A 21,778-nucleotide genomic window follows, 5' to 3' on the forward strand; every position below is an offset into this window, starting at 1 on the left:
ACGAGGTCGACTATGCACATTCATATTCTGGGTATCTGCGGTACGTTCATGGGTTCGATGGCCGTGTTGGCCAAGGAACTGGGCCATCACGTCACCGGTTCCGATGCCAACGTCTATCCGCCGATGAGCACCCAGCTCCAGGCCCAGGGCATTGAACTGACCCAGGGCTACGATCCGGCACAACTCGATCCGGCCCCGGACCTGGTGGTGATCGGCAATGCCATGTCCCGTGGCAATCCGGCGGTCGAATACGTCTTGAACAAGGGCCTGCCCTATGTGTCCGGCCCGCAGTGGCTGGCGGACCATGTGCTGCAAGGCCGCTGGGTCCTGGCCGTGGCCGGCACCCACGGCAAGACCACCACCAGCAGCATGCTCGCCTGGGTGCTGGAACACGCCGGCATGAGCCCGGGTTTCCTGATCGGCGGCGTGCCGCAGAATTTCTCGGTGTCGGCCCGCCTGGGCAGCACGCCATTCTTCGTGATCGAAGCCGACGAGTACGACAGCGCCTTTTTCGACAAGCGCTCCAAGTTCGTCCATTACCGCCCGCGCACTGCGATCCTGAACAACCTGGAGTTCGATCACGCGGATATTTTCCCGGATCTGGCGGCGATCGAGCGGCAGTTCCACCATCTGGTGCGGACCATTCCGAGCGAAGGCCTGGTGATTCACCCGACCACCGAGCCGGCCTTGCAGCGCGTCATCGATATGGGCTGCTGGACCCCGGTGCAGACCACCGGCGCTGGCGGCCAGTGGCAGGTCAGGCTACTCAGCGAAGACGGTTCGCGCTTTGAGGTGATGTTCGAAGGCGTGACCCAAGGCACGGTCGAGTGGGACCTCACCGGCCAGCACAACGTTGCCAATGCCCTGGCCACCCTGGCGGCGGCGCGGCATGTCGGTGTGGTGCCGGCCATGGGCATTGCCGCCCTCAGCGCGTTCAAGAGCGTAAAGCGGCGGATGGAAAAGGTTGCCGAAGTCCACGGCGTGACGATCTATGACGATTTCGCTCATCACCCGACGGCGATCGCCACGACCCTGGATGGCCTGCGCAAGAAAATCGGCGACGCGCCCTTGATCTCCATTATCGAGCCGCGCTCCAACTCGATGAAGCTCGGTGCCCACCGTGATGGTTTGCCGGACAGCGTGGTCCAGGCCGATCAGGTGATCTGGTATGCGCCGGCCAATCTCGGTTGGGACCTGGGTGCCACCGCGGCGCTGTGCTCGGTGCCGTCCATCGTCAGCGATTCCCTGGAAGGCATTATCGAACGGGTGAAAAGCCAGGCCAAACCCGGCACCCACGTGGTGATCATGAGCAACGGCGGCTTCGGCGGCCTGCACGGCAAACTGGCCGAGGCGCTGCAATGAACAACGGACCGGAACGCATCACTTTGGCGATGACCGGCGCTTCCGGCGCGCCCTATGGCCTGCGCCTGCTCGACTGCCTGGTGCGCGAGGACCGCGAGGTGCATTTTCTGATCTCCAAGGCCGCGCAGTTGGTCATGGCCACGGAGACCGATGTGGCGCTGCCGGCCAAGCCGCAGATGATGCAGGCTTTCCTCACGGAATATACCGGCGCGGCGGCCGGACAGATCCGGGTGTATGGCAAGGAAGACTGGATGTCGCCGGTGGCCTCGGGCTCCGGCGCGCCGGCGGCGATGGTGGTGGTGCCCTGTTCCACCGGGACTTTGTCGGCGATTGCCACGGGGGCCTGCAACAACCTGATCGAGCGGGCGGCGGATGTCACTCTCAAGGAGCGCCGTCAGTTGATCCTGGTGCCGCGCGAGGCGCCGTATTCGAGCATTCATCTGGAGCATATGCTCAAGCTGTCGAATATGGGCGTGACCATCCTGCCGGCGTCGCCGGGCTTTTATCATCAGCCGCAGACCATCGATGACCTGGTGGATTTTGTCGTGGCGCGGATTCTCAACCTGTTGAATATCCCCCAGGACATGCTGCCGCGTTGGGGCGAACACCATTTGAGCAGTGATGAGTAGGCTGCTGCTGTACCTGCTGCTGGCGCTGCAACTGGCCGGCTGTGCGACCGCGCGGACCCTGGACGCCGGCAAGGCCGGAGCACCCATAGTGTATTCGGGGATGCGCCTGGATCTGTATGCGTTGCAGGGTGGTTGTTGCGCTTTTGACCGCTTTGGGGCTGAGGCGCCGAGCTATCCCGGGGTGGACCTGCCGGCCAGTGCGTTGCTGGATACGCTGTTGTTGCCGCTGTCGGTGTTGACGGTATTGGGCGTGGGGTATCAGGCGACGGGCGGGTTGTAGCTCCGAGTGACAACCTAACCTGTGGGAGCGGTGCTTGCCCGCGAAGCTTTTAGTGGCCTCACCGCCGTCTTCGCGGGCAAGCACCGCTCCCACAGGGTATACATTCCATTGCTCTTCACGCAGGGTGGTGCTATTTGCCCAGCCGACGCAATTCGTCCGACTCGACAATCCGCACCCCATCCTGCTCTTCCAGCGCCAGGCGCCACAGCGCTCGCGCCAACTGGCAGGCCTCGATACCACGATATTTCCCCGGAATCAGTTTCGACAGCGGTGCCGCCAACTGTTCCGCCAGGCGCGGCTCGGCCCGCTCGCCCAGCAGCAATGAAGGCCGGGCGATGGTCAACTGCGGCCAGTTCTGCGCCCGCAGTGATTGCTCCATCTCGCCCTTGACCCGGCTGTAGAACACCTTGGATTTTGGATCGGCATCGATGGCACTGACCACGATCAGGTGCCGCGCGCCCATTTCCCGCGCGCGCTTGCCAAAGGCCACGACCATGTCATGGTCCACGGCGCGAAACGCCTCCTCGGAACCCGCCAGCTTGATGGTGGTGCCCAGGCAGCAGATGGCCAGATCCACACGGCCACTCAACTGCGGCAGGAAAATCGCTGGATCGCCCACCGGATTTTCCAGGTGCGGATGTTCGGCCAACGGTCGGCGCGAGGGTGCCAGTACACGGGTAACCGTCGGCTCGTTGAGCAGGCGGTCAAGCAGATGTTCACCGGTCAGGCCGGTGGCTCCAGCGAGCAGGATATGCTGAGGCGTCAAGTACATAAAAGACCTCCCTTGATACAGTTCAGCTTAGTTGCTCTTGGCAGTCTTGCTGTCTAGCGAAGCGCTTTGCAACGCTTTTCGTGCCTGTTGTTTACGCAACGCCTGCCAATGTGCCAGCACGCCCTTGGGGGCCCAGATCTGCGGTTCCGACGCCTCGAAATTATCCGCCTGTTCGCGCTCGGCGACATGGGCCTTGGCCAGGGCGAAGGCTTGCTGCAGGTCGTCGGTCTGGTTCAGCGCCTGGGCGAACAGGGCGTCACCGAAATAGGTGAAATCCGCTTCCTCGGAACAGCCGAAGGAAACCCGGTCCTCGCGGGACGCGGTCATGATCAAGGTTCTTTCATCCTTGAGCGCCGGGATGAAGCCGCCGGAGTAACAAGCGGAAATCACGATGACCTTGTCGCGGTTTTTCAGCGGTGCCAGCGCCGAGGCCAGTTCATCGGCCGGCAGGTCGGCCAGTTCCAGGCGTGGCTGATCCAGCACGAACTCGTGTTCATGGGTGCCATGACTGGTCAGGTAGATGAAGATCAGGTCTTCCGGCCCGCTGCGCTCGGCCAGGGTCTGGGCGGCGCGGCGCAGGTTCTCGCGGGTGGCCATCGGCCGATCGCCCAGGTGGTCGCGATGGTTCACCAGGCTGATCTGGCCATAGGCGCCGAAGCGGGTGGCGAGCATCTGGTTGACGTAATCGGCCTCGCGCATGAATACGCTTTGCTTGCCGTCGCCGGCCAGTACCAGGCTGTAGAGTTCGATCGCCGGGGTAGAGGCCGGCACGGCGGCCAGGGCTTTGTCCAGCAGCGGGCCCTGGGCCAGCAGGCCAAGCTCCAGCAGGTCGGGCAGCAGCTTGCCGTCGGCATCGCGGACCCGCTGGCCGTTGGTCCAGGTGCCGCTTTGCACACTGCCGTCGGCCAGGGTCAGGCTGCCACGACCGTTATAGGTGTCGCTGGCGAATTCGCCGATATAGACGCTGCCGTCGCCCAGGGTCAAATGCCCCTGGCCGTTGAAGCGCCACTCGCTGAACTCGCCGCGATAGTGGCTGCCGTCGACGCCGATCAGTTGGCCCTTGCCGCTGAGTACGCCGTCCTTGAATTCACCGATCCAGACATCGCCATCGGCATTTTCGTAGCGGCCCTTGCCATTGAGCTGGTTGCGCTTGAAACCGCCGGCATACTGGTCGCCGTCGGCGCTGTTGAAGGTGCCAACCCCTTCCAGTTGACCGTTGACGAAGTGGCCGGTGAACAGGTTGCCGTTGGCATCGCTGCGCTGCCCCTCGCCATTGGGCTTGCCGTGGGCGAACTCGCCCTGGTATTGGCTGCCGTCTTCCAGTTCCAGATGGCCGAGGCCCGAGTACTGGTCGTCCTTGAATTCGCCGCGGTAGGTCATGCCGGCTTCTTTGAGCGTGCCTTCGCCATCGCGCCGGCCCTGCTTGAAGCCACCGGTGTAGACGCTGTCGTGCACGGTCAAGGTGCCCTGGCCGTGGAACAGGCCCTGCTGGAACTGACCCTTGTAGACCTCGCCATTGCTGCCGTGCCACTCGCCGTCGCCTTGCCACTGGCCATGGTCGAACTGGCCGGCGTACCAGCTGCCGCTGGGGTAGTCGATGCGACCCTGGCCTTGCAGCAGCCCATTGATCACTTCGCCGCGATAGCGACCGCCGTCCGGCAGACGAGCGTCCGGCGGCAATAGCGATTCGCCATCACCGCAGGCGGTGAGCAGCAGGGTCAAAGCAAGGGGTACGAGTGGGCGCATAACGGGATCCGGATAATTAGGGGACCGAGTATGCCGTAGCAATATGGCGTGTCCAGTGTCCTGCACGAAACAGAGTGCACTCTGTTTCGTGAGTACGGGGTATCAGACGAAGCAGAGTGACAGGGGTTCAGCGATATAGGCGGGTTTTTCCTGGCCTTCGATTTCCAGTGTAGCGGTAGCCTTGAGCAGCCATTGGCCGGGTTTCTTCTCGGTGACTTCGGTCAGTTCGACCTTGAGACGCACCCGCGAGTCGACCTTCACCGGCTGGATGAAGCGCACGCTGTCCAGGCCGTAGTTGACCGCCATCTTCAGGCCTTCGGGCATGATGAAGATGTCTTCCATCAGTTTCGGAATCAGCGACAGCGACAGGAAACCGTGGGCGATGGTACTGCCGAACGGGGTTTGCGCGGCCTTGACCGGGTCGACATGGATGAACTGATAGTCGCCGGTAGCTTCGGCGAACAGGTTGATCCGCGCCTGGTCGATGGTGAGCCATTCGGAATGTCCGAGTTCCTTGCCGACATAATCGTTGAGCTGCGCTACAGGTACATAGGGCATTGACACACTCCTTGGTCTATCGAGTTATCGGGCCTCGGGTTGCAGCCCTTGGCATCCACTGTAGATCATCATGGGACATGTGCCCGGTCAAGGCACCCTACCTTTGGTGAATGGCGCTATATGGGCGTGCTTATAATGCTGGCATCTTCAGGGGAGAGTTCGGATGTTGTTACGCGGCCTGACCTGGCTGGTGCTGTTTCAGTTGCTCGGCACCGCCCTCAATCATTTGTGTGTGCCGGTGTTGCCGGGGCCGATTATCGGCCTGTTGCTCCTGCTGGGGTTTCTGATGGTGCGTGGCGAAGTCAGTGCGCCGTTGAGTGAGGCGGCCTCCAGTTTGTTACGTTATCTGCCGCTGTTGCTGGTACCGCCGGCGGTGGGCGTGATGGTCTATGCCAGGCAGATCGCCGCGGACTTCTGGGCGATTGCCGGTGCGCTGGTGTTGTCGGTGTTGATCTCCATGGCATTTGTCGGGGTGTTGATGAACGCCCTGATCAAGCGCCACGCCCGGCGCGGAGAGTAACCATGAACTTCGACTGGCAGGGGGCCTGGGCGTCGGTGATCCATCATCCGCTGTTCGGCATCGGTATTACCCTTGGCGCCTATCAACTGGTGCTGGCGGGTTTCGAGAAGACCCGCTGGGTGTTCCTGCAACCGGTCCTGGCCTCGATGGTGCTGGTGGTCGCCATCCTGTTGCTCTGTGGCCTGGAGTATGCCGAGTACCGCAAGAGCACCGAGATTCTCGGTATTCTGCTGGGGCCGGCCACGGTGGCGCTGGCCGTGCCGCTGTACCTGAATCTGCGGCGGATCCGGCAGTTGTTCTGGCCGATTTTTACTACGCTGGTGATTGGCGGGATACTGGCGACAGGCCTGGGGGTGTTGCTGGGCTGGCTGTTCGGGGCCGATCACATGATCCTGATGACCCTGCTGCCCAAGTCGGTGACTTCACCCATCGCCATGCTGGTGGCCGAGCAGATCGGCGGTGTGGCGGCGCTGGCGGCGGTGTTCGTGTTGATCACCGGGGTCATCGGCGCCATTGCCGGGCCCTGGTTGCTGACGCGGTTGGGTGTGCATGCAGCGGAAGCCCGGGGCATGGCCCTGGGCATGACCGCCCATGCGGTGGGGACCTCGGTCGCCTTGCAGGAAAGTGAAGAATGCGGCGCCTTCGCGGCGCTGGCGATGAGCCTGATGGGCGTGGCCACGGCAGTCTTGCTGCCGTTGGCGGTAACTTTGGTGGTTTAAGGAAATCGTTATGAGCCTGGCGTTGTTTCCCCTGAACACCGTGCTGTTTCCCGGTTGTATCCTCGATTTGCAGATTTTCGAGGCGCGGTACCTGGACATGATCAGTCGCTGCATGAAACAGGGCAGCGGTTTTGGCGTGGTCTGCATTCTCGAGGGGCAGGAGGTCGGCGATGCGCCGGAGGGCTTTGCCCTGGTCGGTTGTGAAGCGTTGATCCGCGATTTCCAGCAGCAGGACAACGGCTTGCTGGGCATTCGGGTCGAAGGCGGCCGGCGTTTCCGCGTGCTGAGCAGTGAGCTGCAACGCGATCAACTGACGGTCGCCGAGGTCGAGTGGCTGGATGAGGTTCCCGAGCAGCCGTTGCAGGACGAGGACGAAGACCTGGTGGCCCTGCTCAAGGCGCTGGCCGAACACCCGATGGTCGCGGCCCTGAACATGGGGGCCGAAGCGACCGGGCAGCAATCGTTGGCCAATCAGTTGGCCTATCTGCTGCCGTTTTCCGAACTGGACAAGATCGACCTGTTGGAACTGGATGATCCTCAACAGCGCCTGGATGCGATTCAGGTGTTATTGGACGAATTGCAAGGCGAGTTGTTTGCTTGAGTGGGCCCATGTAATGACATGGAATAACCGTTATATAAAAATAATCTGAAAACCTGTCAGAAATGACAGTAGCGCCGACAGGCGCAATGGATCCAGGATTGAACGGCAGAAATATGGAAAGCTCGCAGGACGAATGTTGTCCACGGACGAGCTTTTCGTCATTCAGTGACTGGGAATATTTGAAATGTCAGAGCATACGGAACACAAGGAACCCTCGTCGCACTCCGGGCCCAGAAAAGGTACGGTCAAGTGGTTCAATGATGCAAAAGGGTTCGGGTTTATCACGCCGGACGATGGGGCAGCAGATGTTTTTGTGCATTTCAGAGCCATCCAGGGCAGTGGTTTTAAAAGTCTCGCTGAAGGGCAGAAAGTGAGCTTTAAAACTACCCAGGGGCAAAAGGGTCTGCAAGCGGACGAAGTTCAAATACTTTGAGGTTCTGCTGCGTGGAAACAGCTGTCCAAGTATCCCTTGGATGACCGAACCTTATTCAGTTCGGCGCCACGGCGTGCGTCTTCCTTTTTGGGATAAGCAATCATGGATAAGCACGGCGAAGAACGTTACGACTCCGCCCGGGGCGGAGTAGGCGTGATCACAGCGCATGTGGACGGACGAGAGCTTTTCTTTCACGTGAAATCCGTTGCCGACGGTGGGCCGAAGTTGAAGGCCGGCGACACCGTGACCTATGAAGTCGTGCAGGGCGAAGACGGCCGGTTTTATGCCATCAATCTTGAAGTCGTGGAAAGTGATCCCCCCGAAACGCCTCAATAGGCATATCGGCCGATTGCATGCTGCAAATGCCACATTGCATAAAAGCCATAGATCGCCACCGCGGCCGGCAGGATCAGCCACCAGGCCCTGGGGGGCATGGCCGGTAGCGGCATGAAACGCTCGCTGAGACTCAGGCTGGCGGCGAGCACCGTGATGGCGAGCAGGGCGCCGGCCAGGACGTCGGTGGGCCAGTGTGCGCCCAGGTATACCCGTGATGACGCTACCGCTAGTGCTGGCAGGCAGCCGAGCAATAGCCAGGTCATGCGCATCCTTGGCGGTTGTTCGCGCCCGGCCAGTATCGCCAGCATCAGGAAAAACGCGAACGAGCCCGAACTGTGGCCGCTGGGCATGCTGAAACTGGTGATCGGCTCGGACAGCACTTCCGGGCGGATCCGCGCGAAGAAGTATTTGGCGGCGGTGTTGCCCAGCGCCGTCACCGCCAGGGTGGCGCCGAAAAACAGCCCGTGACGCCATTGGCGGGCGAGAAACAGCAGGGTGGTCAGAGTCCCGGCGACGATGAACTGGATACGGAAATCGCCGAGGCGGGTGGCGATCACCGCTGCCACGTCCAGTGCCTGGTCGCGATGTTCCTGGACCAGCGCCATCAGGCCCTGGTCGAAGGCCTTGAGGTACGGGTAGCCGATAAACAGGCTGACCAGCAACGCCAGGCTCAAGCCTGAAATCAGCAGGGTGGTCCGGGGATGACGCTTCACGCTGCAATGGATGCACAACCCGATCAGGGCGACGAGCCCGAGGGCGACCACGGCGGCCTGTGACCAGAACCCTTCAGGCAAGGGTAGGCGGATAGCCGCGCCGGTGGCCCAGCCAGGCAGCAGGTAGACCACCGACCAGCCGGCGCCGGCGATCAGGCTGACGCCGATAAAGCGCGGGAACGGCATGTCGCACATGCCCGCGATCATTGGCAGCATCGGGCGCAGGGGGCCGATAAACCGTCCGACCAGCAGGCTGGCGATGCCGTAGCGCTGGAAGTAGCTTTCGGCGCCGCCGATCCACTGCGGGTGACTGCGCAGGCCGGGCAGGCGCCGGATGTTCTGGTGGAAACGGCGGCCCAGGGTGTAGGAGATCACATCGCCCAGCAAACCACCGATGAACCCCAGCAGCAGGGTTTCGCCCAGGGGCAGGGCGCCGCTGCCGGCCAGCACGGCGATGGCGAACAGCGTGACCGTGCCTGGCACGATGCTCCCGACGATGGCCAGGCATTCGAGGCAGGCGACGATGACAATCGCCAGGCCCAGCCATTGTGGGTTGGCGGTCAGCCAGCCGGTGATGCTATCGAGCCATGGGCCCATGAAGGATTTCCTTTTTCAGGCCAAACAAAAACATTGAGTCATGCACTCCCCATGTGGGAGCTGGCTTGCCAGCGATGAGGCCCGCAAGACTTGCACCGACTGTCCGGCCGCCATCGCCGGCAATCCAGCTCCTACAGGTCATGTGCCTGCAGGAGGCGCGTTCTCAGGTATGCAGCAAGTAATCGCGACCTTCGACCTGCCCCCGCCGCAGCGGGTTGCGCGTGCAATACGGCGCATGGCTGGCATCGACGAAGCGGTACATCAGTTGTTCGTCACGCCCGTCCGGAATGCCCAGGCGGGTGGTCTGGATGATCTGTGTCACCTGGGTGCCGACATCCTCGACCACCAGTCCCTGCGGGTCGAAGCGCTTGGCATCCCACATCGGCACCTTGAGCCCGAGGGCCTTGCACAGCAGGGTCTGCCCCGCGCACAGCTTCTGTGTCGGGCGCGCGGAGCCATTGGTCGCCGGATTGTTCAGCAGCATCTGCGCCAGGCTGGCTGGCCCGGAGAGCTCGTCGACCCACGGATAAGCGGATTTGATCAGCACCGCGTTGCCAGGCCCGTGGGCGCTGAAGTTCAGCGAATCGCCGCCACGGGAGTAATACATATAGATATGTCCGCCATCCAGAAACAAAGCCTTACGCTTTTCTGTATAGCCGAGGGAGGCATGGCTGCCTTTTTCCTCGAGGTAATAGGCTTCGGTCTCGATGATCCGCGCTGCCAGCCAGAGATCGCCGACCTTGTGGCGGACGACTTTGCCCAGCAATTCACGGGCGAGCAGCTGCGCATCACGGTCGAAAAAAGCGTCGGGCAGGGCGTTCGGCAAGGACGCAGGGGTAAGGCTGGACATCGTGGGCGCGAGACTGTGGATGGCTGATCGAGGGGCAAGCATAACGTTTTATGCCTTAATCGCGTCTGAACAGCGACTATTTGTCCTCCATTTCGACCATCCGCCCGGCACCGCTGTCCGTGAGGCGGCGCGACAGCTATAATCGGCCGCTTTCCTCTTTGCCAAGTCCCCCTTAAGAGCCATGACTGAGTCCGTTCTCGACTATATGACCCGTCTGGGTCGCGCTGCCCGCGAGGCTTCCCGCGTGATCGGCCGTGCCAGCACCGCGCAGAAGAACCGCGCCCTGCTGGCCGCCGCCGCCGCGCTGGACGCTGCCCGCGCCGAGCTGAGTGCCGCCAACGAACTCGATCTGGCCGCCGCCCGTGCCAATGGCCTGGAGCCGGCGCTGGTTGAACGTCTGGCCCTGACCCCTGAGCGCATCGACGGCATGATCGTCGGCCTGCGCCAGGTGGCGAGCCTGCCGGACCCGGTGGGGGCGATCCGCGACATGAGCTACCGGCCTTCGGGGATCCAGGTCGGCAAGATGCGCGTGCCCCTGGGCGTGATAGGCATCATCTACGAGTCGCGGCCGAACGTGACCATCGATGCCGCCAGCCTGTGCCTCAAGTCGGGTAACGCGACCATCCTGCGCGGCGGCTCCGAGGCCATTCATTCCAACCGCGCCATTGCCGCCTGTATCCAGCGCGGCCTGGACGAAGCCGGTCTGCCGGCGGCCGTGGTGCAGGTGGTGGAAGTCACCGACCGCGCCGCCGTCGGGGCGCTGATCAGCATGCCCGAGTACGTCGACGTGATCGTGCCGCGCGGTGGCAAGGGCCTGATCGAGCGGGTCAGCCGCGAGGCGCGGGTGCCGGTGATCAAGCACCTGGACGGCATCTGCCATGTTTATGTCAGCGCCCACGCCGACCTGGCGAAGGCCCGTGACATCGCTTTCAACGCCAAGACCTACCGTTATGGCATCTGCGGCGCCATGGAAACCTTGCTGGTGGATAAGGCGGTCGCCGCCGAATTCCTCCCGGCCATGGCCGAGCGCCTGCGCGCCAAGGGCGTCGAGCTGCGCGGTTGCGAGCGGACCCGGGCGGTGATCGAGGCCATTGCCGCCAGCGAAGAAGACTGGAGCACCGAATACCTGGCGCCGATCCTGTCGATTCGGGTGGTCGACGGGCTGGACGCGGCCATCGAGCACATCAACCACTACGGCTCGCACCATACCGACGCCATCGTCACCGAGAACCTGGCGCAGTCCCGGGCCTTCATGGCCGAAGTCGACTCCAGTTCGGTGATGCTCAATGCCCCGACCTGCTTCGCCGACGGCTTCGAATACGGATTGGGTGCCGAGATCGGCATTTCTACTGATAAGCTGCACGCCCGCGGCCCGGTAGGGCTGGAAGGCCTGACCTGCGAGAAGTACATCGTGGTCGGCGACGGGCAGTTGCGCGGTCAGGCCGCGGTCTGAGCGAGTGAGTAAACGTCCGCCAGCCGTCGTCAGCCCGCGCCAGGTTCCGCCCCGGCGCATTGGCGTGCTCGGCGGAACCTTCGACCCGGTGCACATCGGCCATTTGCGCAGTGCCCTGGAAGTCGCGGAGCTGATGGACCTCGATGAGTTGCGCCTGACCCCCAGTGCCCGGCCGCCCCATCGGGATACACCGCAGGTCTCGGCCATTGATCGATTGGCCATGGTCGATTGCGCGGTGGCCGGCGTCAGCCCGCTGGTGGTGGACGACCGCGAGCTGCAACGGGACAAGCCGTCCTACACGATCGACACCCTGGAACTGATGCGCGCCGAGCTGGCCGCTGAGGACCAGTTATTCTTGTTGTTGGGCTGGGACGCATTTTGCGGCCTGCCCACGTGGCACCGCTGGGAAGAATTGCTCCAGCATTGCCATATCCTGGTGCTGCAACGCCCGGATGCCGACAGCGAACCGCCGGATGCCTTGCGCAACCTGCTGGCCGCGCGGTCGGTCAGCGACCCGAAGGCCCTGCCGGGGCCTGGCGGGCATATTACATTCGTCTGGCAGACACCCCTCGCGGTGTCGGCCACCCAGATCCGTCAACTGCTGGCCAGCGGTAAGTCGGTACGTTACCTGGTGCCTGACGCGGTCCTGGCCTATATCGATGCGCACGGGCTGTACCGTGCGTCGAACTGAAACGGCGCGCTTGAAAGCACGAATAGTCGTGTATTGAAGCGCCCGAACATATGAGCAAAACGAGTTTTTTATGACCAACAACGACGTAAACAAAGTAAAGCGCAAAGGCACGTTCAAGAGTGCTCCGCTGCCGGAGAAAGTCCTCAGCGGTGAGCCCCTCAAGGGTGAAGAGCTGGTCAAGATTGCCGTAGCCGCCCTGGAAGACGTCAAGGGCCAGGACATCCTGGTGATCGACGTTCGTGAAAAGCAGAGCATCACCGACTTCATGATCATCGCCACCGGTACCTCCAACCGCCAGATCGGCGCGATGCTGGACAAGGTCCGCGAAGCGGTCAAGGCCCTGGGCATCAAGCCGCTGGGTGAAGAAGGCAAGGGCGACAGCGACTGGGTACTGTTGGATATGGACGACGTGATCGTCCACATGATGACCGCCAGCGCTCGCCAGTTCTATGACCTGGAGCGTTTGTGGCAGGGTGCCGAGCAGAGCCGTTCGGCCAGCGCCGCGCACCACAGCCCGGAAAACACCCATGAGCATTTCATCAAGCTCAACAAAGACCAGGAATAAGGTGGCGTTGTGCGCCTGCGCCTGATTGCTGTCGGTTCACGCATGCCCAAGTGGGTGGAAGAGGGTTGGCACGAGTATGCCAAGCGTCTGCCATCCGAACTGGCGCTGGAACTGGTGGAAATTCCGCTCAATACCCGGGGCAAGAACGCCGACGTGACGCGTTTTATCCGTCAGGAAGGCGAAGCGATGCTGGCCAAGGTCGGTCCGAACGAGCGGATCGTCACGCTGGAGGTCCATGGCAAGCCGTGGAGCACCGAGCAGTTGGCGGTCGAGCTGGATCGCTGGCGGCTGGATTCGCGCACGGTCAACTTCATGGTCGGCGGTCCCGAGGGGCTGGCGCCGGAGGTCTGTGCGCGGGCCGATCAGCGCTGGTCGCTGTCGCCGCTGACCTTGCCGCACCCCTTGGTGCGGATCCTGATCGGTGAACAGCTGTATCGCGCCTGGACCGTGCTGTCCGGGCATCCTTACCATAAATAAGCCTGCCGAATGACCCAGCCGATTCGCCTCAAGGACCACGAGAAAGACGCCCGTCTGGTGCGTAACCGTGTCGTGGTCGGCGCAATTGTGGTGGTGGCGCTGATCGGCGTGCTGATCGCCCGGTTGTATTTCCTCCAGGTGATCCAGTATGACTATCACTCGACCAAGTCGGAAAACAACCGCGTCCATGTCCAGTCGATTCCGCCCAGCCGTGGCCTGATCTACGACCGTAATGGCCTTGTAGTGGCGGATAACCGGCCCAGCTTCAGCCTGAGCGTGACCCGTGAGCGTTCGGGGGACTGGCGCCAGGTGCTGGATGTGCTGGTGGAGGTCCTGCAGCTCACCCCGGAAGATCGCGTCCTTTTCGAAAAACGCGTGCGCCAGGGCCGGCGGCCGTTCGAGCCGGTGCCGATCCTGTTCGAGTTGACCGAAGAGCAGATCGCCCGGGTGGCCGTGAACCAGTTCCGCCTGCCGGGCGTCGAGGTGGTCGCGCAATTGGTTCGCCATTATCCCCAGGGCGCGCACTTCGCGCATTCGGTGGGCTATATGGGGCGGATCAACGAAGCGGAGCTCAAGGCCCTGGACCCGGTGAACTACAGCGGCACCCACCATATCGGCAAGACCGGCATCGAGCGTTTCTACGAGGCCGAGCTGCATGGCCAGGTGGGTTACGAGGAAGTCGAGACCAACGCCCGCGGGCGTATCCTGCGGGTGCTCAAGCGCACCGACCCGGTGCCGGGCAAGGACATTGTCCTGAGTCTGGACATCAAGCTGCAGGAGGCCGCCGAAGAGGCCCTCGGCGGCCGTCGTGGCGCCGTGGTGGCCTTGAACCCGGCCACCGGCGAGGTGCTGGCGATGGTCAGTCAGCCGAGTTTCGACCCGAACCTGTTCGTCACCGGGATCGGCTTCAAGGCCTACGCCGAGTTGCGCGATTCCATCGACCGGCCGCTGTTCAACCGGGTGCTGCGCGGCCTTTATCCGCCCGGTTCGACCATCAAGCCGGCGGTGGCGATTGCCGGGCTCGACAGCGGCGTGGTCAACGCTACGACGCGGGTTTTCGACCCCGGTTACTACGAACTGCCCAACTACGATCACAAATACCGCAACTGGAACCGCACCGGCGATGGCTGGGTGGACCTGGACACGGCGATCATGCGTTCCAACGACACCTACTTCTATGACCTGGCCCACAAGCTGGGCATCGACCGGCTGTCCACCTACATGAACAAGTTCGGCCTGGGCCAGAAGGTCTCCCTGGACATGTTTGAGGAATCGCCGGGGCTGATGCCTTCGCGCGAATGGAAGCGCACCACCCGGCGTCAGGCCTGGTTCCCCGGCGAAACCCTGATCCTCGGGATCGGCCAGGGCTATATGCAGGCCACACCCCTGCAACTGGCCCAGGCCACGGCGTTGGTGGCGAACAAGGGCGTGTGGAACCGTCCGCACCTGGCCAAGACCATCGAAGGCCAGAAACCGCTGGATAAAGACCCGATGCCGGATATCGTCCTGCGTAACCAGGCGGATTGGGACAAGGTCAGCCATGGTATGCAGCAAGTGATGCACGGTGCCCGTGGCACCGCGCGCAAGGCGGCCGTCGGTTCGCAGTACCTGATCGCCGGCAAGAGCGGGACCGCCCAGGTCGTGGCGATCAAGCAGGGCGAGAAGTACGACCGCTCGAAAGTCCAGGAACGTCATCGCGACCACGCCCTGTTCGTCGGCTTCGCCCCGGCCAACAACCCGAAAATTGCCGTGGCGGTGATGGTCGAGAACGGTGAATCCGGTTCCGGCGTCGCCGCGCCGGTGGTTCGCCAGGTCATGGACGCCTGGTTGCTCGGCCCGGATGGCAAGCTCAAACCCGAATATGCCGACTCAACCCCCTTGCAGGTGATGCCTTGATCGCCAATTTCGACCGCATCCTCTCCAGTGAAGATGTGATGCGCCGCCGGGCCACCTTGTTGCAACGCATGCACATTGATGGCCCCTTGCTGGTCCTGCTGCTGACCCTGGCGGCCGGCAGCCTGTTCGTCCTCTATTCGGCCAGCGGCAAGAGCTGGGACCTGCTGATCAAGCAGGCCACCTCCTTCGGCATCGGCCTGGTCTCGATGTTCGTCATCGCCCAGCTCGAACCGCGCTTCATGGCGCGCTGGGTGCCACTGACCTACGTGCTGGGGGTGATGCTGCTGGTGGTGGTGGATGTCATGGGGCACAACGCCATGGGCGCCACGCGCTGGATCAATATTCCCGGGGTGATCCGCTTCCAGCCGTCGGAATTCATGAAGATCCTGATGCCGGCTACCATCGCCTGGTACCTGTCCAAGCGCACCCTGCCGCCGCAGCTCAAGCACGTGGCCATCAGCCTGATGCTGATCGGCGTGCCGTTTATCCTGATCGTCCGCCAGCCCGACCTCGGCACCTCGCTGCTGGTCCTGGCCGGCGGTGCGTTCGTGCTGTTCATGGGCGGCCTGCGCTGGCGCTGGATCATCAGCGTACTGGCGGCGGCGATCCCGGTGGCGGTGGGCATGTGGTTCTTTATCATGCACGACTACCAGAAACAGCGGATCCTGACCTTCCTCGACCCGGAAAGCGATCCGCTGGGCACCGGCTGGAACATCATTCAGTCCAAGGCCGCCATCGGTTCCGGTGGTGTATTCGGCAAGGGCTGGCTGCTGGGCACCCAGTCGCACCTGGACTTCCTGCCGGAAAGCCATACCGATTTCATTATCGCGGTGATGGGCGAAGAGTTCGGCCTGGTGGGTATTTGCGCCTTGCTGCTGCTCTACCTGCTGCTGATCGGGCGCGGGCTGGTGATTACCGCCCAGGCCCAGACGCTGTTCGGCAAACTGCTGGCCGGCAGCCTGACCATGACGTTTTTTGTGTATGTTTTCGTCAACATCGGTATGGTCAGCGGTCTGCTGCCGGTGGTGGGGGTGCCGTTGCCATTCATTAGCTATGGCGGAACTTCGCTGGTGACACTGCTGTCAGCGTTTGGGGTTTTGATGTCGATCCATACCCACCGCAAGTGGATCGCACAGGTTTGAGCAAGGTGAACAATTCAATGCAAGTATTGCGCGGTTGGGCGGCTCGGTGTGCGCCCTGGATAGGCCTGGTCGGCTGTCTGGGGGCAGGAACGGGCGCGCTGGCCGGTGACTACGAAGGTTCGCCGCAAGTGGCCCAGTTCGTCGCGGAAATGACCCGCGACTACGGCTTTGCCGGTGAGCAACTGATGGAGGTGTTCCGTCAGGTCGAGCGCAAGCAGAGCATTCTCGACGCGATTTCCCGCCCGGCGGAACGGGTCAAGCCGTGGAAGGAATACCGGCCGATCTTTATCACCGAGGCCCGGGTGGCCCGTGGCGTCGATTTCTGGCGCCAGCATGAAGCGGCCCTGGCCCGTGCCGAGCAGGAATACGGCGTGCCGGCCCAGGTGATTGTCTCGATCATCGGCGTGGAAACTTTTTTTGGCCGTAACACCGGCAATTACCGGGTGATCGACGCCTTGTCGACCCTGGGCTTCGACTATCCGCCGCGGGCCGATTTTTTCCGCAAGGAGTTGCGTGAATTCCTCCTGCTGGCCCGTGAAGAGCAGCTCGACCCGCTGAGCCTCAAGGGTTCCTACGCCGGAGCCATGGGCCTGCCGCAGTTCATGCCGAGCAGTTTTCGCGCCTATGCGGTGGATTTCGACGGCACCGGCCATATCAATATCTGGACCAACGCCGACGACGCCATCGGCAGCGTGGCCAGCTATTTCAAGCGCCACGGCTGGGTCGCCGGGGAACCGGTGGTCAGCCGCGCGGATGTGCGCGGCGACCAGGTCGACCAGGGCCTGAGCCCGGGTCTCGAGCCGGTCAAGACCGTTGGGGAGTTGCGGGCGCTGGGCTGGTCGAGTCATGATGCGTTGCGCGATGATATGCCAGTGACGGCGTTTCGCCTGGACGGCGACAATGGCCCGGAATATTGGATGGGCCTGAAGAATTTTTATGCGATCACGCGCTATAACCGCAGCGTAATGTACGCCATGGCCGTGCATCAGCTGTCTGACCTGTTGGTCCAAGCACGGGGCGTCAAGTAATGCAGGCTTTGCCGATTCCAAAACCACTGAAGCTGTTGGCTTACACCGCGTTGGCGGTGCTGGTGGTCAGTTGTTCGACCAGCCGCTCGCCCTATCAGTCGTCGTCCTCCTCCAATACCATCCGCGCCAAGCCGGGCCTGGACATCAACCGTGCCCATAAAGACGGCGCGCCGTGGTGGGACGTCGATGTGTCGCGGATCCCGGATGCCACGCCGACCTTGCACACCGGGCCGTACAAGGCCAACCCCTACACGGTGCTGGGCAAGACCTATTTCCCGCTGACCGACTCCAAGCGCTACGTGGCCCAGGGCACGGCGTCCTGGTACGGCACCAAGTTCCATGGCCAGAACACCGCCAATGGCGAGGTCTATGACCTGTACGGCATGAGTGCCGCGCACAAGACCCTGCCGTTGCCCAGCTATGTGCGGGTGACCAACCTGGACAACAACCGCAGCGTGATCCTGCGGGTCAACGACCGTGGGCCGTTCTATTCGGATCGGATCATCGACCTGTCCTACGCCGCCGCGAAAAAGCTCGGTTATGCCGAGATCGGCACGGCGCGGGTCAAGGTCGAGGGAATCGACCCGCAGGAATGGTGGGCCCAGAAGGGGCGGCCGGCGCCGCTGATGCTCAACGAACCGCAAGTGGCGCAGTCCCAGGTTCCAGCCCTGACCGCGTCCACCGGGACGATCGAGCAGTGGACGCCGCCACCGCAGCAACACGCCACCGACGTTGTGCCCGTACAGGCTGACGCAAAAAAAAACGGTTCTGCACCAGCCTCTGGCCAGTATCTCCAGGTGGGCGCCTTCGCCAACCCGGACGCTGCCGAACTGTTGAGGTCGAAGCTAAGCTCGATGGTGAAAGCGCCGGTCTTCGTCAGCTCGATCGTGCGCAACCAGCAGACCCTGCATCGGGTACGGATGGGGCCGATCGGCACGCCGGGTGAGGTCCAGCAAGTGCAGAACAGCGTACGTCTGGCCAATCTCGGTTCGCCAAGTCTGGTGACGTCGGAGTAACACAGGCACAATTGTGGATTAGGCTGCTTTTCAGGGGCCGGGTCCTGGGTTGTTGGTTCGTTTGATAATAAAAGCCTGGAAAGGGTGGTGGAGCGAGCAACCTGACACGGGGCAGTTGGAAAACTGCCGGATTTATTTTTGCCCGCGAGGGCAAGTTTCCATTAGCGATTTCGAGAGACGGATGAACATCACCACCTTTGCCAAACGTTTGTGCCTGCTTGTACCCCTGATCGTTGCGCCTGCCGCCTGGGCCGCCGATGAAATGGCCCTGCCGGCCTCGCCGCAACTGGCCGCCAAAGCCTACGTACTCATGGATGCCGCCAGCGGCAACGTGCTGGTCGAGAACAACGGCGACCAGCGCCTGCCCCCGGCCAGCCTGACCAAACTGATGAGTGCCTACATCGCGACCAAGGAAATCCGTCGCGGGCAGATCGGCGAGAACGATATGGTGACCGTCAGCGAAAACGCCTGGCGCACCGGCGGCTCGCGGATGTTCATCAAGGTCGGTTCCCAGGTGACCGTCAGCGACCTGCTGCACGGCATCATCATCCAGTCCGGCAACGATGCCACCGTGGCGCTGTCCGAGCACATCGCCGGCAGCGAAGACGCGTTCGCCGACATGATGAACAAGACGGCTGGCGAACTGGGCATGACCAACAGCCACTTCATGAACCCGACCGGCCTGCCGAACCCGGATCACTACTCCTCGCCCCACGACATGGCGATCCTGGCTCGGGCGATCATTCGTCTCGACCCGGTGCACTACGCGATCTACTCGCAGAAAGAGTTCTTCTGGAACGGCATCAAGCAGCCTAACCGCAACCTGCTGCTGTGGCGTGACAAAACGGTCGACGGCCTGAAAACCGGCCACACTGAAGAGGCCGGCTACTGCATGGTGGCCTCGGCGGTACGTGACGGCCAGCGCCTGATCGCCGTGGTGTTCGGCACCAACAGCGAATCGGCACGTGCTTCTGAAACCCAGAAGCTGCTGACCTACGGTTTCCGTTTCTTCGAAACCCAGACCTTCTACCAGAAGGGCGCCGAACTGGCCCAGGCACCTGTCTGGAAAGGCACCACCCACCAGGTCAAGGCCGGCCTGGCCGAAGACCTGACCATGACCATGCCTAAAGGCCAGCTGAAGAAGCTCGCCGCCAGCATGACCATGAACCCGAAACTGGTCGCACCGATTGCCAAGGGTGACGTGATCGGTAAAGTCGAAGTCAAACTGGACGACAAAGTGGTACACAGCGCCGATCTGATCGCGCTGGACGCGGTCGAGGAAGGTGGTATCTTCCGTCGCCTGTGGGACAGCATCCGTATGTTCTTCTACGGCATGTTCAACTGAGGTCGACCGCTAACAGAAAGTGTCGATTTGCGTACCTCGCGCCTGACCCGGGCGTGAGGTATGTCCGTTGCCTGGGCTTACGAGGCCGTTATTGTCATGACAGACACTGAAGTAAAAGCACCGAAAATCGAATTCCCCGTTACCGACTACCCGGTCAAGGTCATCAGCGACACGGGTGTGGGCAACAAGGACAAGATCCTCGAGATCGTCAAGAAACACGCCACGATCAACGATAATCGGGTGGACGAGCGCCAGAGCACCAACGGCAAGTACACCACGATCCAGCTGCATATCGTGGCCACCGGCCAGGACCAGCTGTACGACATCAACAGCGAGCTGCGAGCTACCGGCTTCGTGCACATGGTGCTGTGATGGGCGGTGTGCTGGGCTTTCGCGAGCTCGGCCAGACCCCTTACGAGCCGGTCTGGCATGCCATGCAGCGCTTTACCGATGGGCGCAAGAACGCGGACGCACCGGACGAAATCTGGCTGGTGCAGCATCCGTCGGTGTTCACCCAGGGCCAGGCCGGCAAGGCCGAGCATGTGCTGCTGCCGGGAGATATTCCGGTGGTCAAGGTCGATCGCGGCGGCCAGGTGACTTATCATGGCCCCGGCCAACTGGTGGCCTATCTGTTGCTGGATGTTCGCCGCCTGGGTTTTGGCGTGCGCGAACTGGTCAGCCGGATGGAGCGTTGCCTGATCGATCTGTTGGCCGGCTATGGCGTGAACGCCGAGGCCAAGGCCGACGCCCCCGGCGTGTATGTCGACGGGGCGAAGATCGCCTCCCTGGGCCTGCGGATTCGCAACGGCTGTTCGTTCCATGGCCTGGCGCTGAATGTCGACATGGACCTTGGGCCGTTTCGACGGATTAACCCCTGCGGTTATGCGGGGCTGGCGATGACCCAGCTGCGCGACCACACAGGACCGATTGAATTTGCCGAGGTAAGTGCCCGGCTGCGCGCGCAGCTCGTCAAACACCTCGACTATGCTGAGCAGACGACCCTCACGGGCGGAATCGATTGATATGACTACTGCGCAAGACGCTGTGCAAACCCTGATCCCGGCGCTGGACGTTTCCGAGCGCCCGGCCCGTGCGAAAGTCGAAACCGGCGTCAAGCTGCGTGGCGCCGAGAAAGTCGCACGTATCCCGGTGAAGATCATTCCGACCACCGAACTGCCGAAGAAACCCGACTGGATTCGCGTGCGCATCCCGGTTTCGCCGGAAGTCGACCGTATCAAGCAACTGCTGCGCAAGCACAAGCTGCACAGCGTCTGCGAAGAGGCTTCCTGCCCGAACCTGGGCGAGTGCTTCAGCGGCGGTACCGCGACCTTCATGATCATGGGTGATATCTGCACCCGTCGTTGCCCGTTCTGCGACGTCGGCCACGGCCGGCCGAAGCCCCTGGACGTCAACGAGCCGCAAAGCCTGGCCATCGCCATTGCCGACCTGCGCCTGAAGTACGTGGTGATCACTTCCGTGGACCGCGACGACCTGCGTGACGGCGGCGCCCAGCACTTCGCCGACTGCATCCGCGAGATCCGCAAGCTGTCGCCGAACGTGCAGCTCGAAACCCTGGTCCCCGACTACCGTGGGCGCATGGACATCGCGCTGGAAATCACCGCCGCCGAGCCGCCGGATGTGTTCAACCACAACCTGGAAACCGTGCCACGCCTGTACAAGGCCGCGCGTCCGGGTTCCGACTACCAGTGGTCGCTGACCCTGCTGCAACGCTTCAAGCAGATGATGCCGCACATTCCGACCAAGTCCGGCTTGATGCTGGGCCTGGGCGAAACCGACGAGGAAGTCATCGAAGTCATGCAGCGCATGCGCGAGCACGATATCGACATGCTGACCCTCGGCCAGTACCTGCAGCCGTCCCGCAGTCACTTGCCGGTGCAGCGTTTCGTGCACCCGGACGTCTTCGCCTGGTTCGCCGAGGAAGGCTACAAGATGGGCTTCAAGAACGTGGCTTCCGGGCCGTTGGTGCGTTCGTCCTACCATGCCGACGAGCAGGCCAAGCTGGTCAAGGCTGAACTGCTGGGAGCGTAA

Annotated in this window: 25 protein-coding genes; 20 read left to right on the forward strand and 5 right to left on the reverse strand. The window is 62.4% G+C overall.

The features are described 5' to 3' along the window. Positions 1 to 12: 12 nt before the first annotated feature. The 3 genes from mpl to M5C01_RS27300 are packed head-to-tail and all read left to right on the forward strand — an operon-like array spanning position 13 to position 2,271. Entirely contained in the window at positions 13 to 1,362 is a 1,350-nt protein-coding gene (gene mpl / locus M5C01_RS27290; RefSeq protein ID WP_152741727.1) for a UDP-N-acetylmuramate:L-alanyl-gamma-D-glutamyl-meso-diaminopimelate ligase, read from the forward strand. Continuing rightward, positions 1,359 to 1,991, forward strand: a complete 633-nt coding sequence (gene ubiX, locus M5C01_RS27295; protein ID WP_103495795.1) for a flavin prenyltransferase UbiX — start codon at positions 1,359 to 1,361, stop codon at positions 1,989 to 1,991. Before mpl ends, ubiX begins: the two co-directional genes overlap by 4 nt. Then, positions 1,984 to 2,271: a YceK/YidQ family lipoprotein gene (locus M5C01_RS27300; RefSeq protein WP_152741728.1), complete on the forward strand. Its 288-nt coding sequence runs from the start codon at positions 1,984 to 1,986 to the stop codon at positions 2,269 to 2,271. The genes ubiX and M5C01_RS27300 overlap by 8 nt, the downstream gene beginning before the upstream one ends. Before the next feature lie 130 nt (positions 2,272 to 2,401). Here M5C01_RS27300 and M5C01_RS27305 read toward each other — a convergent pair whose 3' ends face one another. The 3 genes from M5C01_RS27305 to M5C01_RS27315 all read right to left on the reverse strand — a co-directional run bounded on the left by M5C01_RS27305 (position 2,402) and on the right by M5C01_RS27315 (position 5,347). Next, a complete protein-coding gene (locus tag M5C01_RS27305; RefSeq protein ID WP_152741729.1) occupies positions 2,402 to 3,043 on the reverse strand; it encodes an oxidoreductase in 642 nt (213 codons plus the stop codon). A gap of 27 nt (positions 3,044 to 3,070) precedes the next feature. Then, complete coding sequence (locus M5C01_RS27310; protein WP_103495798.1) at positions 3,071 to 4,789, reverse strand: C13 family peptidase; 1,719 nt, start codon at positions 4,787 to 4,789, stop codon at positions 3,071 to 3,073. Positions 4,790 to 4,891: 102 nt separating this feature from the next. Continuing rightward, positions 4,892 to 5,347 (reverse strand): MaoC family dehydratase, encoded by a 456-nt coding sequence (locus M5C01_RS27315; protein ID WP_103495799.1) that lies wholly within the window; start codon positions 5,345 to 5,347, stop codon positions 4,892 to 4,894. Positions 5,348 to 5,510: 163 nt separating this feature from the next. On the opposite strand from M5C01_RS27315, the gene M5C01_RS27320 reads away from it, so the two are divergent. From M5C01_RS27320 to M5C01_RS27340, 5 genes are all read left to right on the forward strand, one after another. Then, a complete protein-coding gene (locus tag M5C01_RS27320; protein WP_152741730.1) occupies positions 5,511 to 5,867 on the forward strand; it encodes a CidA/LrgA family protein in 357 nt (118 codons plus the stop codon). 2 nt (positions 5,868 to 5,869) lie between these two features. Next, a complete protein-coding gene (locus tag M5C01_RS27325; protein WP_103495801.1) occupies positions 5,870 to 6,586 on the forward strand; it encodes an LrgB family protein in 717 nt (238 codons plus the stop codon). Between the two features lie 10 nt (positions 6,587 to 6,596). Next, a complete protein-coding gene (locus M5C01_RS27330; protein WP_103495802.1) occupies positions 6,597 to 7,187 on the forward strand; it encodes an LON peptidase substrate-binding domain-containing protein in 591 nt (196 codons plus the stop codon). A 184-nt stretch (positions 7,188 to 7,371) separates the two neighbouring features. Further along, entirely contained in the window at positions 7,372 to 7,620 is a 249-nt protein-coding gene (locus M5C01_RS27335; RefSeq protein ID WP_152741731.1) for a cold-shock protein, read from the forward strand. A 102-nt stretch (positions 7,621 to 7,722) separates the two neighbouring features. After that, positions 7,723 to 7,956: a cold shock domain-containing protein gene (locus M5C01_RS27340; RefSeq protein WP_152741732.1), complete on the forward strand. Its 234-nt coding sequence runs from the start codon at positions 7,723 to 7,725 to the stop codon at positions 7,954 to 7,956. Here M5C01_RS27340 and M5C01_RS27345 read toward each other — a convergent pair. Both M5C01_RS27345 and M5C01_RS27350 read right to left on the reverse strand, forming a co-directional pair. After that, entirely contained in the window at positions 7,950 to 9,266 is a 1,317-nt protein-coding gene (locus M5C01_RS27345) for a bifunctional DedA family/phosphatase PAP2 family protein (RefSeq protein ID WP_152741733.1), read from the reverse strand. The genes M5C01_RS27340 and M5C01_RS27345 overlap by 7 nt on opposite strands. Before the next feature lie 163 nt (positions 9,267 to 9,429). Beyond that, on the reverse strand, positions 9,430 to 10,116 hold the full coding sequence (locus M5C01_RS27350; RefSeq protein WP_152741734.1) for a DNA-3-methyladenine glycosylase: 687 nt from the start codon (positions 10,114 to 10,116) through the stop codon (positions 9,430 to 9,432). 181 nt (positions 10,117 to 10,297) lie between these two features. On the opposite strand from M5C01_RS27350, the gene M5C01_RS27355 reads away from it, so the two are divergent. The 12 genes from M5C01_RS27355 (at position 10,298) to lipA (ending at position 21,778) form a co-directional block, all read left to right on the forward strand. Next, positions 10,298 to 11,569: a glutamate-5-semialdehyde dehydrogenase gene (locus M5C01_RS27355; RefSeq protein WP_152741735.1), complete on the forward strand. Its 1,272-nt coding sequence runs from the start codon at positions 10,298 to 10,300 to the stop codon at positions 11,567 to 11,569. 4 nt (positions 11,570 to 11,573) lie between these two features. Continuing rightward, entirely contained in the window at positions 11,574 to 12,260 is a 687-nt protein-coding gene (nadD, locus tag M5C01_RS27360; RefSeq protein WP_177099273.1) for a nicotinate-nucleotide adenylyltransferase, read from the forward strand. A gap of 70 nt (positions 12,261 to 12,330) precedes the next feature. After that, the gene (gene rsfS, locus M5C01_RS27365; RefSeq protein ID WP_103495809.1) at positions 12,331 to 12,825 is read left to right on the forward strand and encodes a ribosome silencing factor; all 495 of its coding nucleotides are present in this window, start codon (positions 12,331 to 12,333) and stop codon (positions 12,823 to 12,825) included. 9 nt (positions 12,826 to 12,834) lie between these two features. Continuing rightward, positions 12,835 to 13,302: a 23S rRNA (pseudouridine(1915)-N(3))-methyltransferase RlmH gene (gene rlmH, locus M5C01_RS27370; RefSeq protein ID WP_040071182.1), complete on the forward strand. Its 468-nt coding sequence runs from the start codon at positions 12,835 to 12,837 to the stop codon at positions 13,300 to 13,302. Positions 13,303 to 13,311: 9 nt separating this feature from the next. Further along, positions 13,312 to 15,198 carry a penicillin-binding protein 2 gene (mrdA, locus tag M5C01_RS27375; RefSeq protein ID WP_103495810.1) on the forward strand — a complete coding sequence of 629 codons (1,887 nt, stop codon included), beginning with the start codon at positions 13,312 to 13,314 and terminating at the stop codon, positions 15,196 to 15,198. A 38-nt stretch (positions 15,199 to 15,236) separates the two neighbouring features. Next, positions 15,237 to 16,340 carry a rod shape-determining protein RodA gene (rodA, locus tag M5C01_RS27380; protein WP_177099602.1) on the forward strand — a complete coding sequence of 368 codons (1,104 nt, stop codon included), beginning with the start codon at positions 15,237 to 15,239 and terminating at the stop codon, positions 16,338 to 16,340. A 17-nt stretch (positions 16,341 to 16,357) separates the two neighbouring features. Beyond that, on the forward strand, positions 16,358 to 17,368 hold the full coding sequence (mltB, locus tag M5C01_RS27385; RefSeq protein WP_152741736.1) for a lytic murein transglycosylase B: 1,011 nt from the start codon (positions 16,358 to 16,360) through the stop codon (positions 17,366 to 17,368). Beyond that, entirely contained in the window at positions 17,368 to 18,384 is a 1,017-nt protein-coding gene (locus tag M5C01_RS27390; RefSeq protein ID WP_152741737.1) for a septal ring lytic transglycosylase RlpA family protein, read from the forward strand. Before mltB ends, M5C01_RS27390 begins: the two co-directional genes overlap by 1 nt. A 181-nt stretch (positions 18,385 to 18,565) precedes the next feature. Next, positions 18,566 to 19,729: a D-alanyl-D-alanine carboxypeptidase family protein gene (locus M5C01_RS27395; protein ID WP_152741738.1), complete on the forward strand. Its 1,164-nt coding sequence runs from the start codon at positions 18,566 to 18,568 to the stop codon at positions 19,727 to 19,729. 96 nt (positions 19,730 to 19,825) lie between these two features. Continuing rightward, positions 19,826 to 20,101: a DUF493 domain-containing protein gene (locus tag M5C01_RS27400; protein WP_103495864.1), complete on the forward strand. Its 276-nt coding sequence runs from the start codon at positions 19,826 to 19,828 to the stop codon at positions 20,099 to 20,101. Next, positions 20,101 to 20,751 (forward strand): lipoyl(octanoyl) transferase LipB, encoded by a 651-nt coding sequence (gene lipB, locus M5C01_RS27405; RefSeq protein WP_103495814.1) that lies wholly within the window; start codon positions 20,101 to 20,103, stop codon positions 20,749 to 20,751. Before M5C01_RS27400 ends, lipB begins: the two co-directional genes overlap by 1 nt. 1 nt (position 20,752) lies before the next feature. Next, positions 20,753 to 21,778 carry a lipoyl synthase gene (gene lipA / locus M5C01_RS27410; protein ID WP_103495815.1) on the forward strand — a complete coding sequence of 342 codons (1,026 nt, stop codon included), beginning with the start codon at positions 20,753 to 20,755 and terminating at the stop codon, positions 21,776 to 21,778.

Origin of the sequence: Pseudomonas sp. MWU12-2319, from assembly GCF_023242525.1 — a bacterium.
In the GTDB taxonomy this organism is placed as follows: Bacteria; Pseudomonadota; Gammaproteobacteria; order Pseudomonadales; family Pseudomonadaceae; genus Aquipseudomonas; species Aquipseudomonas gingeri_D.